14 protein-coding genes are annotated in these 15,505 nt (G+C 64.6%); 8 read left to right on the top strand and 6 right to left on the bottom strand.

Annotated elements, in window-relative coordinates; genetic code table 11:
* Nucleotides 1-31: 31 nt before the first annotated feature.
* Nucleotides 32-1,261 carry a tetratricopeptide repeat protein gene (locus tag P6U30_RS33790; RefSeq protein ID WP_407170606.1) on the bottom strand — a complete coding sequence of 410 codons (1,230 nt, stop codon included), beginning with the start codon at nucleotides 1,259-1,261 and terminating at the stop codon, nucleotides 32-34.
* A 292-nt stretch (nucleotides 1,262-1,553) separates the two neighbouring features.
* On the opposite strand from P6U30_RS33790, the gene P6U30_RS33785 reads away from it, so the two are divergent.
* Genes P6U30_RS33785 through P6U30_RS33775 form a run of 3 tightly spaced genes read left to right on the top strand, consistent with a single transcriptional unit; the run spans nucleotide 1,554 to nucleotide 4,374 of the window.
* Complete coding sequence (locus P6U30_RS33785; RefSeq protein WP_407170605.1) at nucleotides 1,554-2,654, top strand: ABC transporter ATP-binding protein; 1,101 nt, start codon at nucleotides 1,554-1,556, stop codon at nucleotides 2,652-2,654.
* Nucleotides 2,651-3,565 carry an ABC transporter permease subunit gene (locus P6U30_RS33780; RefSeq protein ID WP_407167025.1) on the top strand — a complete coding sequence of 305 codons (915 nt, stop codon included), beginning with the start codon at nucleotides 2,651-2,653 and terminating at the stop codon, nucleotides 3,563-3,565. Before P6U30_RS33785 ends, P6U30_RS33780 begins: the two co-directional genes overlap by 4 nt.
* Nucleotides 3,565-4,374, top strand: a complete 810-nt coding sequence (locus tag P6U30_RS33775) for an ABC transporter permease (RefSeq protein WP_407167024.1) — start codon at nucleotides 3,565-3,567, stop codon at nucleotides 4,372-4,374. The genes P6U30_RS33780 and P6U30_RS33775 overlap by 1 nt, the downstream gene beginning before the upstream one ends.
* Before the next feature lie 4 nt (nucleotides 4,375-4,378).
* On the opposite strand, the gene P6U30_RS33770 is transcribed toward P6U30_RS33775, so the two are convergent.
* The 4 genes from P6U30_RS33770 to P6U30_RS33755 form a co-directional block, all read right to left on the bottom strand.
* Nucleotides 4,379-5,230: a carbohydrate ABC transporter permease gene (locus tag P6U30_RS33770; RefSeq protein ID WP_407148802.1), complete on the bottom strand. Its 852-nt coding sequence runs from the start codon at nucleotides 5,228-5,230 to the stop codon at nucleotides 4,379-4,381.
* A complete protein-coding gene (locus tag P6U30_RS33765; protein WP_407167023.1) occupies nucleotides 5,227-6,096 on the bottom strand; it encodes a carbohydrate ABC transporter permease in 870 nt (289 codons plus the stop codon). The genes P6U30_RS33770 and P6U30_RS33765 overlap by 4 nt, the downstream gene beginning before the upstream one ends.
* 376 nt (nucleotides 6,097-6,472) lie before the next feature.
* Nucleotides 6,473-7,858: an ABC transporter substrate-binding protein gene (locus tag P6U30_RS33760; protein WP_407167022.1), complete on the bottom strand. Its 1,386-nt coding sequence runs from the start codon at nucleotides 7,856-7,858 to the stop codon at nucleotides 6,473-6,475.
* Nucleotides 7,859-8,017: 159 nt separating this feature from the next.
* Nucleotides 8,018-9,976, bottom strand: coding sequence for an AsmA family protein (locus P6U30_RS33755; protein ID WP_407167021.1), 1,959 nt, complete (start codon nucleotides 9,974-9,976; stop codon nucleotides 8,018-8,020).
* Nucleotides 9,977-10,216: 240 nt separating this feature from the next.
* Between P6U30_RS33755 and P6U30_RS33750 the strand changes: the two genes are divergently transcribed.
* The 4 genes from P6U30_RS33750 to P6U30_RS33735 all read left to right on the top strand — a co-directional run bounded on the left by P6U30_RS33750 (nucleotide 10,217) and on the right by P6U30_RS33735 (nucleotide 13,862).
* A complete protein-coding gene (locus P6U30_RS33750; protein WP_407148798.1) occupies nucleotides 10,217-10,945 on the top strand; it encodes a CoA transferase subunit A in 729 nt (242 codons plus the stop codon).
* Entirely contained in the window at nucleotides 10,945-11,595 is a 651-nt protein-coding gene (locus P6U30_RS33745; protein WP_407148797.1) for a 3-oxoacid CoA-transferase subunit B, read from the top strand. Before P6U30_RS33750 ends, P6U30_RS33745 begins: the two co-directional genes overlap by 1 nt.
* A 1-nt stretch (nucleotide 11,596) precedes the next feature.
* A complete protein-coding gene (locus tag P6U30_RS33740; protein WP_407167020.1) occupies nucleotides 11,597-12,241 on the top strand; it encodes a GNAT family N-acetyltransferase in 645 nt (214 codons plus the stop codon).
* Nucleotides 12,242-12,644: 403 nt separating this feature from the next.
* On the top strand, nucleotides 12,645-13,862 hold the full coding sequence (locus P6U30_RS33735) for an IS4 family transposase (protein WP_407165572.1): 1,218 nt from the start codon (nucleotides 12,645-12,647) through the stop codon (nucleotides 13,860-13,862).
* Nucleotides 13,863-14,091: 229 nt separating this feature from the next.
* On the opposite strand, the gene P6U30_RS33730 is transcribed toward P6U30_RS33735, so the two are convergent.
* Nucleotides 14,092-15,036: a threonine/serine dehydratase gene (locus tag P6U30_RS33730; RefSeq protein WP_407167019.1), complete on the bottom strand. Its 945-nt coding sequence runs from the start codon at nucleotides 15,034-15,036 to the stop codon at nucleotides 14,092-14,094.
* Nucleotides 15,037-15,092: 56 nt separating this feature from the next.
* Here P6U30_RS33730 and P6U30_RS33725 point away from each other — a divergent pair, with 56 nt between their 5' ends.
* Nucleotides 15,093-15,410, top strand: coding sequence for an ArsR/SmtB family transcription factor (locus P6U30_RS33725; protein WP_407167018.1), 318 nt, complete (start codon nucleotides 15,093-15,095; stop codon nucleotides 15,408-15,410).
* Nucleotides 15,411-15,505 lie beyond the last annotated feature (95 nt).

Below are 15,505 nucleotides of genomic sequence, written 5' to 3'. Positions count from 1 at the left end.
CTGCACCGACAGCCATGAGGATTGAGCACGGCTATTGCCGTGCGGCCTCCTGCGACCATGCGAGGTCGCGCCGGGACGGGCGGCGATGCAATCGATCCCCGATCAGGTCAGCCGCCTGCCGACCCTGACCGGCGCGAAGACACGCCACGATGAACGTGTCCTCCCACAGCTCGCGCTGGGCGTGGCTGCCGCCGATCCGCACCAGCTCGGGCATCAGCGGCGCGAGGATGCGGACGGCTTCATTGTGATCGCCCGCAGCGAAGGCGGCGATTCCCCGGCAGAGGCCGATAGCGGACGGGCCGGGCGCCAGCTTGCCGTCGGCCTGCCGCGCGTCCATCTCGGCAAGCCGCCGATCGAGCGCGCCGCCGTCCGTGGCGGCCGCGACCAGCGCGTGGTGCACGTCGGCGAAATGCGCGCCGGCCTTCGGGAAATGGCTGTCGCCATAGGCGGCGACATCCTTCCAATGGGACGCGAGGTCGGCCTTGCCGGCGAGCGAGAGCCGCCACAGCAGCGAGGCGGTGTCGGTGTAGATGTTGAGCGGCGGGTAGGGCCGGCCTGCCGGTTTGATATGACGCTCGTAGATGTCGAGCGCCGCGTCGGCGTCGCCTTCTTCGAGGTCGATCAGGGCGAGATGCCAGGCGAGATGGCCTTGCAGGAAGCTGGTGCGCTCGTTCGCCGGCAGCCAGGCCGATAGAAAAGCGCGGCCTTCGCGTCCGTCGCCTTGCTCGAACAGCGCATGCGCCACGGCGTGGGCGGCGCCGGCATTTTCGGGCTTCAGCGCGTAGCCGCGCTCGGTGATGGCGCGGCCGGAGACGACCTGGCCCGCCTCGGTGAGTGACCAGCCATGATAAGTCAGGAACCACCAGTCCTCGCCATAGTCGCGCGCGTAGCGTTCGCAGAGCGCCAGCCGCGCCGCATCGTGGTCGGCCCGGCCCGAGAAGGCGTAGAGGCCGAAGGCGCCGAGCAACAGCGACAGCACCTGTGCATCGCGCGGATATTCGGTGAGATGTTGCTCGGCGGCTGTCACGGCCTTTTTGGGCTGGCTCTCGATCACAGACGCCATGATCTCGACATGCTGGCGCTCGCGCGGGCTGGCGGCCGCCGCAAGCCGCCTTGCCGTGGCCGCCTTGGCGCGGGCCCCGGCCCCTTCCATGTTGAGCTGATGCACGCGGGCGCGCCCGATATGGGCCATCGCGAAATCGGGATCTTCGGCAATCGCCGCGTCAAACGCGGCATCCGCGCCGTGCAGGGCTGCAAGCATGCGATCGACGCCGTCGACATAATGCGCGGCGGCACGGTCGGACGCGGTCGTCAGCGGCAGGCCATAGCGGTCGTGGTTCATCGGTTGTCCTCCCGAATTGGACGCGAAGTCTAGCAGAGATGCGAGGCGCGACAATATTGCGGCAGTTGTCGTGCGAAGCAGTTGAGCGGCTGACGATCCGCCGCTAGCTTGCGCGCTTTGTCGAACCAGCAGGGAATCGGGGACCGACGTGATACCGAGCGAAACGAATACGCAGGAAGCAAGGCCGCCGCCAAAAGCGGCCGCGCTGGAGATGCCTTTGCTGCGGATCGAAGGCATCGCCAAGTCGTTCGGCAATTTCCGCGCCGTCGACAACCTCTCGCTCGACATCCGTGCCGGCGAATTCTTCGCGCTGCTCGGTCCGAGCGGTTGCGGCAAGACGACGCTGTTGCGCATGCTTGCCGGCTTCGAGACACCGGACGAGGGCCGCATCCTGCTCGACGGCAAGGACATCGCCCGGGTGCTGCCGCACGAGCGCCCCGTCAACATGATGTTCCAGAACTATGCGCTGTTCCCGCATCTGTCGGTGCGCGACAACATCGCCTTCGGCCTGAAGCGTGCCGGCATGGCGCGCGCCGAGATCGCGACCCGCGTCGCGGAGATGGTCGCTCTCGTCAAGCTCGAAGGCATGGAGAAGCGTAAGCCCGACCAGCTCTCGGGAGGACAGCGGCAGCGCGTGGCGCTGGCGCGCTCGTTGGCACGTCGTCCGCAGGTGCTGCTGCTCGATGAGCCGCTGGCGGCGCTCGACAAGAAGCTGCGCGAGAGCACGCAGAACGAGCTGATGGAGCTGCAGCGCCGGCTCGGCATGACCTTCATCATCGTCACCCACGACCAGGAGGAAGCGATGACCATGGCCGGGCGGATCGGCGTGATGGATGCCGGCCGCCTCGTCCAGGTCGCTACCCCGCGCAATCTCTACGAGGCGCCGGCCTCCCGCTGGATCGCCGAGTTCGTCGGCGACATCAATTTGTTCAGCGGCCAGGTCGTGTCCCGCGAACATAGCCGGCTGACAGTCTCGACCGCCGAGGCAGGGTCACTCTCGGTCAATGACTCGACGCCACCAGTGTCGAAGGAGACCGTCAGCGTCGCGATCCGCCCCGAGAAGGTGAAGCTGTCGCACCGTGCGTCGATGTCAGACCAAGGCACGTCGCAGGCGATCAATCGCCTGGAGGGCGTCATCACCGACGTCAACTACCTCGGTGGTGTCACGACCTACAGAGTGAAGTTGGAATCGGGCGCGGTGGTGCGCTCGTCGATGGCCAACACCGCGCGGCTCGATGTCGATGCCTATCTCGCCGGCCAGCGCGTGGTGGCGTGGTTCACGGCCGACGATTGCCTGGTGCTGGAGCAATGAGCGCGCGCCGCATCTTCGCCCGGCCGGCGCGACTTGCCGCGATCGCGCCGTATCTCTGGATGGTGCTGTTCTTCCTGGTGCCATTCGGCTTCGTGCTGAAGATCAGCCTGTCGCAGACCGCGATCGCGCAGCCGCCCTATACGCCGGTCTTCGACTTCACCGAGGGCCGCGCCGCGCTGGCGGCCGCCTTTTCGCAATTGTCGTTCGACAATTTCAGGCTGCTGCTTCAGGACAATCTCTACATTCTGTCTTATTTGCGCAGCCTCGTCGTCGCGGTGACCTCGACGCTGATCCTGCTCGTGATCGGCTATCCCATCGCCTATGGCATGGCCCGGCTGCCGCAGCGCTGGCAGGGCGTCGCGATGATGTTGGTGATCGTGCCGTTCTGGACCTCGTTCCTGATCCGCATCTATGCCTGGATCAACATCCTGCAGCATGACGGCCTGCTCAATCAGGTTCTGCTGGCGCTGCACGTTGTCTCCGCGCCGGTGGTCTGGCTGTCGACCGATAGCGCGATGTATCTCGGCATTGTCTATTCCTATCTGCCGTTCATGATCCTGCCGCTCTATGCGACGCTCTCCAGGATGGATGCATCGCTGCTGGAGGCCGCAGGCGATCTCGGCGCCTCGCCGCTTCAGGCGTTCTGGCTGGTGACGTTCCCGCTGTCGCTGCGTGGGGTCGCCGCCGGCGCGCTGCTCTGCTTCATCCCGATCGTCGGCGAGTTCGTGATCCCCGACCTGTTGGCCGGCTCCAATTCCTTGATGATCGGGCAGACGCTGTGGCTCGAGTTCTTCACCAACAAGGACTGGCCGGTGGCATCGGCCGCGGCGATCGCGCTGCTCCTCCTGCTGGTGCCGCCGCTCGTGCTCTACGATCGTCTGCAACGGCGCCAGCTCGAAGGTCGCGGCTGATGGCACATACCAGGCTCACCCGTTTCAACATGACGTCGCTGGCATTGGGACTTGCGTTCCTCTATCTGCCGATCGTCATTCTCGTGATCTATTCGTTCAACGCCTCGCGGCTGGTCACGGTGTGGGGCGGCTGGTCGCTGCGCTGGTACCACGAGTTCTTCAGCGACACGGCCATGCTGGAAGCCGCGTGGATGAGTCTCGCCGTCGGCGCGGTATCGGCGACGCTCGCAACCCTGCTCGGCACGCTGGCGGCGATCGGCCTTGCGCGCGGCGAGCGGTTCCGCGGCCGCGCGCTGTTCTCCGGCATGCTGTATTCGCCGCTGGTGATGCCCGAGGTGATCTCCGGCCTGTCGTTGCTCTTGCTGTTCGTCGCGCTGAACGCCGAGCGCGGCTTCTGGACGGTGACCATCGCCCACACTACGCTGACGATGTGCTTCGTCACCGTCGTGGTGCAGTCCCGCCTGACCGCGCTCGACCGCAGCCTGGAGGAGGCTGCGATCGATCTCGGCTGCAATCCGGTGAAGGCGTTCCTGCTGGTGACGCTGCCGCAGATCGTGCCCGCGATCGTCGCGGGCTGGATGCTGGCCTTCATCCTGTCGCTCGACGACGTCGTGATCGCGAGCTTCACCACCGGTCCCGGCTCGGCGACGCTGCCGATCCGGATCTATTCCGAGGTCCGGCTCGGCGTGAAGCCCGAGATCAATGCGATCTGCACGCTGGTGATCGCGCTGATCGCCGTGATCATCGTGATCGCCTCATTCGCCTCGAAGCTGTCGAATGCGCGCGGCGAGAGCGCCGCGCCGCTGTGAGAGCTCACGACTTGACCGCGCCGGCGGTCAGGCCGCCCACCATGTAGCGCTTGAAGGCATAGTAGATCGCGGCCGGCGGCAGCGCGTAAATGAAGCCGGTGGTCATCAACAGCTCCCACGGCGAGTCGTCGGCGGCGAGGAAGTTGCCGAGCGCGACCGGCAGCGTGAGTTCGGTGTCGTTCGACAGCAGCAGGAACGCATAGAGATATTCGTTCCACGCAAGCAGAATCGCGTAGGTGCCGATCGCGACCAGCGAGGGCATCATCAGCGGCACGTAAACCAGGCGGAACAATTGCAGCGTGGTGGCCCCGTCCATCGTCGCGGCTTCGTCCAACTCGACCGGAAGCTTGTCGGAGGCCTGCTTCAGCACCCAGATCGCGTAAGGCGAGGCGATCGTCACCATCGCCAGGATCAGCGACCAGTGATTGTTGAGCAGGCCGTAGTTGCCCATGGTGCGGTACATCGGCACGGCGAGGAACGCGGCCGGGATGAAGTAGGTGAACAGCGCGAGGTTCATCACGGCGCGGCCGCCGGGCACGCGCAGCCGCGAGATCGAGAACGCGGCGGCGGTCGCGACGAACAGCGTCAGCGCGCCGGCGGCGAGCGCGATCACCGTCGAATTCCAGAACTGGATCCAGAAGTCGCGCAGGAAGTAGTGCTGCTGGTGGAACACGATCGAGAAGTTATGCAGCGTCGGATGGTCCGGCCAGAGCTTGCCGGAGAACGCGTCTTCCTTCGGCGAGATCGCGAACACGAACATGTGGTAGATCGGCACCATGGTCCAGATGAAGACCGGGATGCCGATCAAGAGCAGCTTGGCTTCGGTGCCGACTTCGCGGAGGGTGGGCAGCTTCATCGCGACAACCGTTTCATCATGAAATAGACCAGCGGCAGCACGAACGGCATTGCGCACACGATCGTGGCCATCGCAAGCGAAAGCTGGTCGAGCCTGAGATAGCGGATGCCGAGCGTCGACAGCACGTGGGTGAGATCGGCGGGCCCGCCGCCGGTGAGCAGATAGACGCTGTTGAAGTCGCCGAGCGTCCAGATCATCGAGAGCAGCGTGCAGGTGACGTACAGCGTCTGCATCGACGGCCAGGTGATGTAGCGGAATTTCTGCCACCAACTGGCGCCGTCGACGTCGGATGCCTCGTACAGGTCGTGCGAGATCGCAAGCCGCCCGGTCAACAGGATCAGCGTCCAGAACGGCAGCGATTTCCAGATGTGAACGCCGATCGCCATCGCGAGCGCGACCGTCGGATCGTTCAGCCAGTTCGGGCCGTCGTCGCCGGTGAACTTGAAGATGAGCTGGTTGACCATGCCCCATTCGGGATTGAGCATGAAGCGCACCGACAGGATGGTCGGGATCGACGGCACGGCCCAGGGCAGGATGAAGATCACCGACAACCATCGGATCCAGGGACGCTGTTGGGCAAAGAAGCCGGAGAGGAACAGCGCGATCAGCATCTTGATGTTGATGCCGATGACCAGGAAGATCAGCGTGTTGACTGCGGCGCGCGCGAAGATCGGATCGTTATAGAGCGCGACATAGCTCGCCGGATGACGCGCGAGCCACAGGCCGTAGCAGACCGGATAGAGCACGAAGGCGAGAAACACCAGCAGATAGGGCGCGAGCAGCACGATGCCCCAGACCTGCGGCGGCGACAGCCGTGCCGACAGGGGCGGCGAGGAGGCATCGGATGCAGAAAGTGTGATCGCCATACGGTTACTCTTGTCGCGAGATGTCGCGTGCGCCTACGTCGTCGTCCCTGCGAAAGCACTAGGGCATCTACACATCTTTTCCGGACCGAAAAGTGACTCTCGATCAAGGACTTGCTTGCCACTCGATGACGCCATTTCGCGAGCAGAGCTTAGCAAAAGTGCGGCGTTTCTCTGCGTTGCTAAGCTAAGTCGTTGAGAAGACTCCGGAAGACATGTAGATGCCCTAGTGCGAAAGCAGGGACCCATAACCACCGGCTCTTGCTGTTTTGCGAAAGCCGATGACCAACGTCCTTCAAAACGACCGCCGCGGCGTATGGGTCCCTGCTTTCGCAGGGACGACAGAGACATACGTTCGCGGCGGCCGGCATCGTGTGCCTTAGCCCGCGACCTGCTTGATGCGGGCGATCAGTTCGTCGACGGCCTTGTCCACCGGCACCTTCTCGCTCACCACGCGGTTCATGGCCTTGGCCCAGACGTTCTCGTTGTTGAGGATCGTGAACTTCCAGTTCTTGGTGAAATCGAACGGCGCGGTGCCGCCCATGAACTGGTTGTAGACCGCCTTGCGGTGCCGGTCGGCCTGCCAGAACGGGCTCGCCTGGCTTGCCTTGGTCACCGGGAACCAGCGGCCGAGCGCCCCTTCGATATAGGGACGGACATTCTCTTCCTGCAGCAGGAACTTGATGAACTCCTTGCCCTCGGCCTTGTTCTTGGCGTTGGCGAAGATCAGGCCGGTCTTGACGTCGGAGCGGTACTTGATCGTCGAGCCGTCCGGTGCCTTCGGGAAGGATGCAGTAATGATGTCGTGCTCATAGGCCTGCTTGCCGGCGGCGCGCTGCGCGTCGGTCAGCGCCGGGTTGGTGGAGTCCTCGTACCACTTCGCCGCGATCGAGATCGTGAAGTTGTGGGTCATCACGATCGTCTTGTTGTGGAAGGCGACGTTGTTGTCCGGGTCCTTCCAGGTCGTGGAGGAGGGCGGCGTGCAGCCCTTGATGTAGGTGTCGGTGTAATCCTTCAGCGCGTGGATCAGGCCATCGCGCACCTTGGGATCGTCGACCAGCAGCTTGCCGTCGTCGTCGACCAGCTTGACGTGGTAGGCGTCCATGAAGGTGTAGAACGACTGGAAGGAGTCGGTCGATTCCACGCCCATCGGCTGGCCGACGCCGTAGATGCGCTGGCGCGTCGCCTTGCGGATCGCCGGCTGCACCTTGTCACACCAGAACGACCAGTAGTCCTCCCACTTGGTCGGGATGTCGGTTTGCTTGAAGCCGGCCTTCTCCAGCATGTCGCCCCAGATCTGGACATGCATGCTCTGTTGCTTCAGCGGGAATCCGTAATAGGCCTTCTTCTTGGCGACGTCGTCGTAGAGCAGCGCCGTCTCCAGCGTGTTCGGCGCGAACGCGTCCTTCATCGGCAGCAGGATGTCCGAGAGATCCTCGAGCTTGCCCTCGTAGGCCCACTTGCCCTGCGCCTGCACGTCATAGGAATCGGAATAGGCGACATCCGGCACGGTGCCGGAATCGAGCGCGGCGACCGTCTTCGGAATCATGTCCTGGATCGCGTATTGCGACAATTCGACCTTGATGCCGGTCTTGGCCTCGAACTTCTTGATCGTCTCGAGCAGTGCGTCGTCTTCGGACTTGTAGAAGCCCTTGCCCCACCAGACGGTGATCGTCTTGCCCTGGGCAAAAGCGGGGGCCGTGGCCGCGAACAGGCCGACCGCAGCGACCGCGAGCGAAAGCGCACCAATAACCTTGGACCTCACATTATTCTCCCTTTTCACGCCGGTATTAACCGGTTGGAGAAAACACTAGCGCATGCCTGTGACCTGATAAAGGTGGCGGCACCGCCAACTTGTGTAGGGGGCCGCGCGGCGCACAGATGACGAGGCATGGTCGCACCGGGCGGAAAACCTGCAGCTCGATCAGTTCGACTTTGGATTCTCGGCCGACGCCGGTGCGCTGGCCGGCGCCGGTGCCGCGGCATCCGCCGTGCCGGATTTTCCGCCTCCGGTGAAGCGCTCGATCACCGAACGCACCGCGTCGCGGGTCTTGCGATCCTTCACCGCATCGAGCAGCGGCGCGGATGCGGGCGAGCGGCGGATCAGGCTTTCCGGATCGGGGAAGATCAGCGGATCATCCCAGGGTCCCTGCACCACGAAGGGCAGGTCGAACCCGGTGCCGCCGCCGGATGCCGCCGTCAGGCTGGCGACGCCCTTCAGATCATATTCGCGCGCCGGCACCGAAGCCGTGCCGGTCAGCGTGATCCGCGCCGCCGGGCTCTCGACCCGAATGTCCTCGGCGGTCGCGACGCCGTCGGCGAATTTCACCGAGATGTTGAGATTGTCGTAGGGCGTCGTGCCGGAGCGGAAATGGCCGCCGCCCGACAGCGGCCGTCGCTCCAGCCGCTTCAGAAGCTGCTCGACATTGAAGCCCGCGATCGCGCCGTCGTGTCCGGTCAACGTCGCGGTGCCATCGAGCGATTGCGCCAGGCCGAACGGGCTCGAGCCGGATGCCGTCAGTGAGACGTTGAGGTTGCCGTGGCCGGACAGCTTGGTGATGCCGAACAGTTCGCTGGCGCAGGCCTGCAGGTCGACATCGTTGAACTGGAATTGCGCCCTGACGTCGGCGACCGCATCCGAGCGCGCCACCGCGAACGAGCCCTTGGCGATGCCGCCATACATCTGTGCCTCGCCGACGCTGAGCGCGAGCGCGCCGCCGCGCAAGTTCGCGCCGAACGCGGTGCGGCCGAGCTTGGACGGCCCCACCGTCACCTTCGCCGCCGACAGGCGCATGTCGAGATCGACGCTCGACAACGACGACAGATCGAACAATTGCCTGTTCCAGTCGCGCTGGCCGCTGGCGAGCAGGCGGAAGGTTGAGATGTAAGGCGTGAAGTCGAGGTTGCCGGCCGCGAGCGTCGCCTGCAGCGTCTGTCGGCCGTTGTTGGAATAGGTCATCACGCCTTCGGCGACATTGCCGTCGAGCTCGACATTGACATTGGTGAGTGCGACCGAGCCGCCGACCACATTGGTGCGCGCCTTCAGCGCGAAGCGGCCGAAGCCGCCTCCGCCGCTGGGAGGTGCCTGGCCCATCCAGCGCAGCGCATTGCGCAGCGACGGGCTGTCCATGGTGGTGACGCCTTCCATCATCAGGCTGGTACGATTGGCGACGGTCCCGTCGAACGCAACTTTCAGCGGCGCGCTGGCGAGCCGCGCCTTCAGGCCGGAGCGGTCGCCCGACAAGAGCGCGGCGAAATCGCTGGCACTGATCGAGCCGTCGACACGCTCGCCGCGCCAGTCGAACTGGCCGGTTGCCGCAAACGAGCGCGAGATCGAGGGCCAGGCCAGCGACAAGTCAATGTCGCCGAGCTCCTCGGACACGCGATTGGTCGCGTCCTCGTAATTCAGCTCGCCGTCCTGGATGCGGATCTCGGAAAACGACACCTGGTTCTCGGAGCCCGGCGTCATCGCCTTTGCGATGGTCTCGACGAACGGTGTCCAGTTGCTCTCGCCGGTGGCGGCGTCGCGCACCACGTGGATATGCGGGCGGAGCATCATGACGTCGGCGATCTCGAACCGCCGCAGCAGCAGGGGCAGCAGGCGCAGGTTCGCGGTCAGCACGTCGACCTGTAAGGCGGGATCGATGGTGGTGGCGCCCTTCAGTCCGACATTGTGGAACGAGACATAGCTGCCGGGAAATATCGAGACATCAATATTGCCGTTGACGACCAGCTCAAGCCCGGTGACGGCACGGATCTGCGCTTCCACCGCACGTTGCAGCGCGTCCCGGTTGAGGAACCACGATGTCCCGACCAGGGCGATCAGCGCCAGGCCGAGCAATGCCGCAATCGGCATCCCCAGGCGCTTTATTCCTTGGGCCATCGTCAATGACATGTCCGGTCGGGTTGGAGGTTGTCAGGTTGCTGTTGGAACATTGCGGGCTGCGCAGTTAAGCCCGCGCCAACCCTCGCAACTTGAAGGGTTTTCTTGTCGCTTTCAAGGCCATCCGGATGTCGCAGGTGCCTCCCGGAGCCGAGCCCGGCCGTGATTGACGCATTGCGAAGAATTCGCCTAATAATCCGTGATGTCACAGCCGTTAGCCCTCCATCAGGTATTCATTGCATGAACAAGGTCTATCCCGACGCCAAATCGGCCCTCGATGGTCTTCTCAAGGACGGCATGATGATCATGTCGGGCGGTTTCGGCCTCTGCGGCATCGCCGAGACCCTGTCGGACGCGATTCGCGACGCCGGCGTGAAGGGCCTGACGGTTGTCTCCAACAATGCCGGCGTCGACGGCATCGGCCTGAGCCGGCTGCTGGAAACACGCCAGATCAAGAAGATGATCTCGTCCTATGTCGGCGAGAACAAGCTGTTCGCCCAGCAATATCTCGCCGGCGAGCTCGAGCTCGAGTTCAACCCGCAGGGCACCCTCGCCGAGCGCATCCGCGCCGGTGGCGCCGGAATTCCGGCCTTCTACACCAAGACCGGCGTCGGCACGCTGATCGCCGAGGGCAAGGAAGTGAAGGAGTTCGACGGCGAGAAATACCTGATGGAGCGCGGCCTGTTCGCCGACCTCGCCATCGTCCACGCCTGGATGGGCGACACCGCCGGCAACCTGATCTATCGCAAGACCGCGCGCAATTTTAACCCGATGATGGCGACCGCGGCGAAGGTCACGGTCGCCGAGGTCGAGCACCTGGTGCCGGCAGGTCAGCTCAATCCCGATCACATCCATACCCCCGGTATTTTCGTGAAGCGCATCGTCGAGGTCGGCACCGCCAAGAAGCGCATCGAGTTCCGCAACACAAGGCCGCGCCCCACGGCGGCTGCAACCGGAGAAGAAGTCTGATGGCCTGGACCCGCGAACAGATGGCGGCACGCGCTGCCAAGGAGCTGCGCGACGGCTATTACGTCAATCTCGGTATTGGCATCCCGACGCTGGTCTCCAACTACATTCCGGACGGGATGGACGTCAGCCTGCAGAGCGAGAATGGCATGCTCGGCATGGGTCCGTTCCCCTATGAAGACGAGGTCGACGCCGATCTGATCAATGCCGGCAAGCAGACGGTCAGCGAGCTGCCCTCGACCAGCTATTTCTCCTCGGCCGATTCCTTCGGCATGGTGCGCGGCGGCCATATCGATCTGTCGATCCTCGGCGCCATGCAGGTCGCGCAGAACGGCGACCTCGCCAACTGGATGATCCCCGGCAAGATGGTGAAGGGCATGGGCGGCGCCATGGACCTCGTCGCCGGCGTCAAGCGCGTCGTTGTCGTGATGGAGCATTCCGCCAAGGACGGCCCGAAGCTCTTGAAGAAGTGCAACCTGCCGCTGACCGGCGAGCGCGTGGTCGATATGGTCGTCACCGATCTCGCCGTGTTCACGATCGACAAGCACGGCAAGGACGGCATGTCGCTGATCGAGCTGGCCGACGGCGTCACGCTCGACGAGGTCAAGGCCAAGACCGAAGCCGAATTCCGCGTCGCGCTGAAGAACACCTGAGATGTTCGAAGCGGGACGATCCCAGATCCGTCCCGCACGATCCGACGACGCCGGTTTCATCGCCGGCATCGTACTGGCCGCGCAGCGCGGCCCGTTGCCGCGCGGCTGGTTCGACATCGCGCTCGATCGGCCGGAAGGCGAATGCCTGGCGTTCATGACTCGGCTCGCGGTTGCGCGGGCGCGGTCATGGTACCACGTCGCTCATTTCCTGATCGCCGAGGTCGATGGCGTGCCGGCCTCGGCGCTGTGCGCCATGCCGGCCGCGGGAACGGTCGTGGCCGCGCGCGCTGCGATCGAAGAGGTCGCGGCCCTGCTCGGCATCGATGCCGATGCGATGATCGCGCGCGGCAGCTACGCTCGCAACTGCTGGGTTCAGGGCGGCGAGGGCGACTGGCTGATCGAGCACGTCGCAACGGCAGCCTCGCATCGCGGCAGCGGCCTGGTGCAGCCCCTGATCGCCCGCGCCCTTGCTGACGGCAAGGCGGCGGGGTTTGCGCAGGCATCGATCTCGTTCGTGATCGGCAACCAGGCCGCCGAACGCTGCTACACCAAGGCCGGCTTTGCCTTCGCCGAAGAGAAGCGCGACGCCGCATTCGAAGCGCTGACCGGCGCGCCGGGGTTTCGCAGATTTTCGCGGGCGATTTGAGGCGGGCACACCGCGACCACAAACACGACCGTCGTGCCTGCGAAAGCAGGGACCCATACTCCGCGGCTTGTGTAGTGGAAGGGACTCGTCGTCCCAGCTTCGCGTAACAATCAGCGCCGGTGGTTATGGGTCCCTGCTTTCGCACTAGGGCATCTACACATCTTTGGGGCGCGACAGATTGACTCGGGACGGCATGATGTGCGGTCGCCGCAGCGACTTGTATGATTCTCTGTCTGGCGTTTTGATTCGAAGGAGCGCCAGAGATGCAGCAGGAACCGGATTTGTCCCTTGGCAAGTTTGGAGACGTTCGCCTTGATAAAAGGGGGCGGCGCTTCTCCGGGCTGTGCTTTGCACGCGCAACGTCTGTTTGCGCCAGATGGCGCAGGGCGACTGGGCTGCGAACATGGCGTTCTGGCGGTTTGTGAACAATCCACGGGTCACGACCGACAAGCTGGTTGAAGGCTGGAGCCTGCAGACGTCAGCCGCGGTCAGCGGGCGACATGTGCTGGCAATCCAAGATACCAGCGAGATCAAGTTCCACACCCGTCCGGGACATCGGCGCGGCTTGGGCAAGGTCGGCAAAGGCAACGCGCGTGGCGTGCTGCTGCATGCCATGATGGCAGTCGATGCCGACAGCGGGGTCTGTCTCGGGCTCACTGGCGGCAAGGTGTGGACGCGCAAGCGCACGGCGAAGATCGCTCACGAGAAGCGAGCCTTGGCCGACAAGGAGTCGGCGCGCTGGGTGACGACCGCTGAGCAAGGCCGCGATGTTCTGGCCGCAGCTGGTATGATCACCGTCGTCAACGACCGCGAGGGAGATTTCTTCGCCCACTGGGCGCTGACGCCCGCTGACAATGTCCACCTTCTGTCGCGCGCCATGCACGACCATGCGCTGGTCGATGGCGGCACGCTTTATCAGGCAGTCGGGCGGGCCGGCTTCTGCGGCAAGGCGGTGATCGATCTGCCGCAGCGGATGGATCGCAGCGCTCGCCAGGCCCACCTCTCCATGTGCTTTGGAACCGTTGTGCTCAAACGGCCGCAGCGCCCCGGCGTGAAAGACTTGGCGGAGGGCGTCAAAGTCAGCTTCGTCGAAGTCGTCGAGTTGCACCCCCCGAAGGGCGCCCAGCCCATTCATTGGTTGCTCCTGACCACCCATCCGGTCGCCACCGCCGCCGATGCCTGGCGGATCGTCTCCTGGTACAAGCAGCGCTGGATCATCGAGCAGCTCTTCCGCTCGCTGAAGAGCCAGGGTCTGCGCATCGAGGATAGTCAGCTCGACAGCGCTGAAGGCCTGATCAAACTGGTGGCGATCGCCACCAGAGTGGCATGTCTCGTCATCCAGCTTGTCCAAGCCCGCAATGGCGGTGAAGAATTGCCGGCCGAATTTGTGTTCACGCCGGACGAGATCGACGCGCTCAAGGCCATCAATAAAACCCTGAAAGGCCGCACCGAGCTCCAGAAGAACCACCATCGCCCCAACACTGTCGCCTGGGCGGCGTGGATCATCGCAAAGCTCGGCGGATGGACCGGCTACGCCTCGCATCGCCCACCTGGACCAATCACCTTCCACATCGGGATGGCTCGCTTCCAAATCCTCGTATACGGCACCGCAAACGTGTAGATGCCATAGTGCTTTCGCAGGGACGACAACGAGGAGGGCTCTCGACGCATAGCCCCACACCACGCGATGTCATCACCCGCGTACGCGCATGCGGGTGGTCCAGTATTCCAGAGGCGGCTGTGACGGAGCCGAGAGGCCGCGGCGTACTGGATCGCCCGGTCGAGCCGGGCGATGACAGTGTGAGTGGGCACGTAGCGTCGCATTCTCGCGACGCCGCCGGAACGAGCGGTCAGCGCGTGCGGCCGAAATCCACCGCCGTGGTGTTGCCGCCGCTGATGACGACGGCGACGCGTTCGCCGGCTTCCGGCGTGTAGGCTCCCGACAGCAGCGCGGAAAATGCCGCGGCGCCGCCCGGCTCGGCGACGATGCGCAGCGCGCGCCACAACGTGTCCTGAGCCGAGGCGATCGCGTCGTCGGACACCAGAACGGTGCTATGCACATATTTCGCGGCGACCGGATAGACGCGCTCGCCGATCCGGCGCGGCGCCAGCGAATCGGCGGCGATCCCGCCGGCCTCGGCATCGACCGGATGGCCTGCCGCGAGCGCGCGCGTCAGCGTCGGCGCGGCGGCCGGCTCGACACCGATCACCTTGATGCGGCCGGCATACCATGCGGCGATGCCCGCGATCAGGCCGCCGCCGCCGACCGAGACCAGCACCGTATCGATATCGGGCGCCTGCCGATCGAGCTCGAGGCCGAGCGTGGCCTGGCCCAGGATGGTCTCGCGCTGGTCGAACGCCGGCACCGGCATCGCGCCGCTCTGCTGCGCCCAGATTTCGCTTGCGGCGAGCGCATCGGCGTAGCGGTCGCCTTCGATGACGAGATCAGCACCATAGCCGCGGATGCGCTCCACCTTGGCGGGCGACGACACGGTCGGAACGAAGATCCGGGCCGGTTTGCCGAGCCGCATCGCGGCATAGGCGGTCGCCGCGCCGTGATTGCCGCCCGAGGCCGCGACGACGCCGGCGGCCGGCACATCGCGCGCGAGCAGGTTGGCGAAGGCGCCGCGGGTCTTGAACGAGCCCGCATGCTGCAGCAGCTCGAGCTTCAGCGTCAGCGGATTTGCGGCCAGGCCGAACTCGCTGCCATCGAGCTCGACGACCGGTGTCCGCCTGACATGCGGCCGGATCAGCGCCGCGCATTGCGTGATCTCTTGTGACGTTATCTCGGTCACTGGCGGTCTCCTCAGGCGGGCGTTGACAGCAGTTAGTCACTTAGCTAATTAGCAATATGCCTTCGTCAGATGCAAACGTCGAGTCGGCTTTGCGCGCGCTGGCCAGCGATCGCAGGCTCTTGATCCTGCAATGGCTGAAGCGCCCGAAGGCGCATTTCCGCGCCCAGGTCGACGGCGATCTGGTCAAGGACGGGGTCTGCGGCGTGCTGATCGCCGAGAAGCTCGGCGTCAGCCAGCCGACCGTGAGCGAGCATCTGAAGATCCTGACTCAGGCCGGACTGCTGAACGCCAAGCGCGTCAAGCAGTGGACGTTCTACAAGCGCAACGAGTCCGAGATCGCGCGCATGAAGGCGGCGATCGTGGAGAAGATATGATTGCTGTGGCAGTGGCTCGAGCGAGCCTGCTACCACCTGCCGTCGCATCAGTCATGTGAGCCGCGGCAGCCGCGTAAGGTGAGCACGCCGGTCAG

It is taken from the genome of Bradyrhizobium sp. ORS 111, assembly GCF_045571485.1.
Lineage (GTDB): Bacteria > Pseudomonadota > Alphaproteobacteria > Rhizobiales > Xanthobacteraceae > Bradyrhizobium.
The sequence above is the reverse complement of the archived record's forward strand: the minus strand, read 5'-3'. Positions and strand labels throughout refer to the sequence as shown.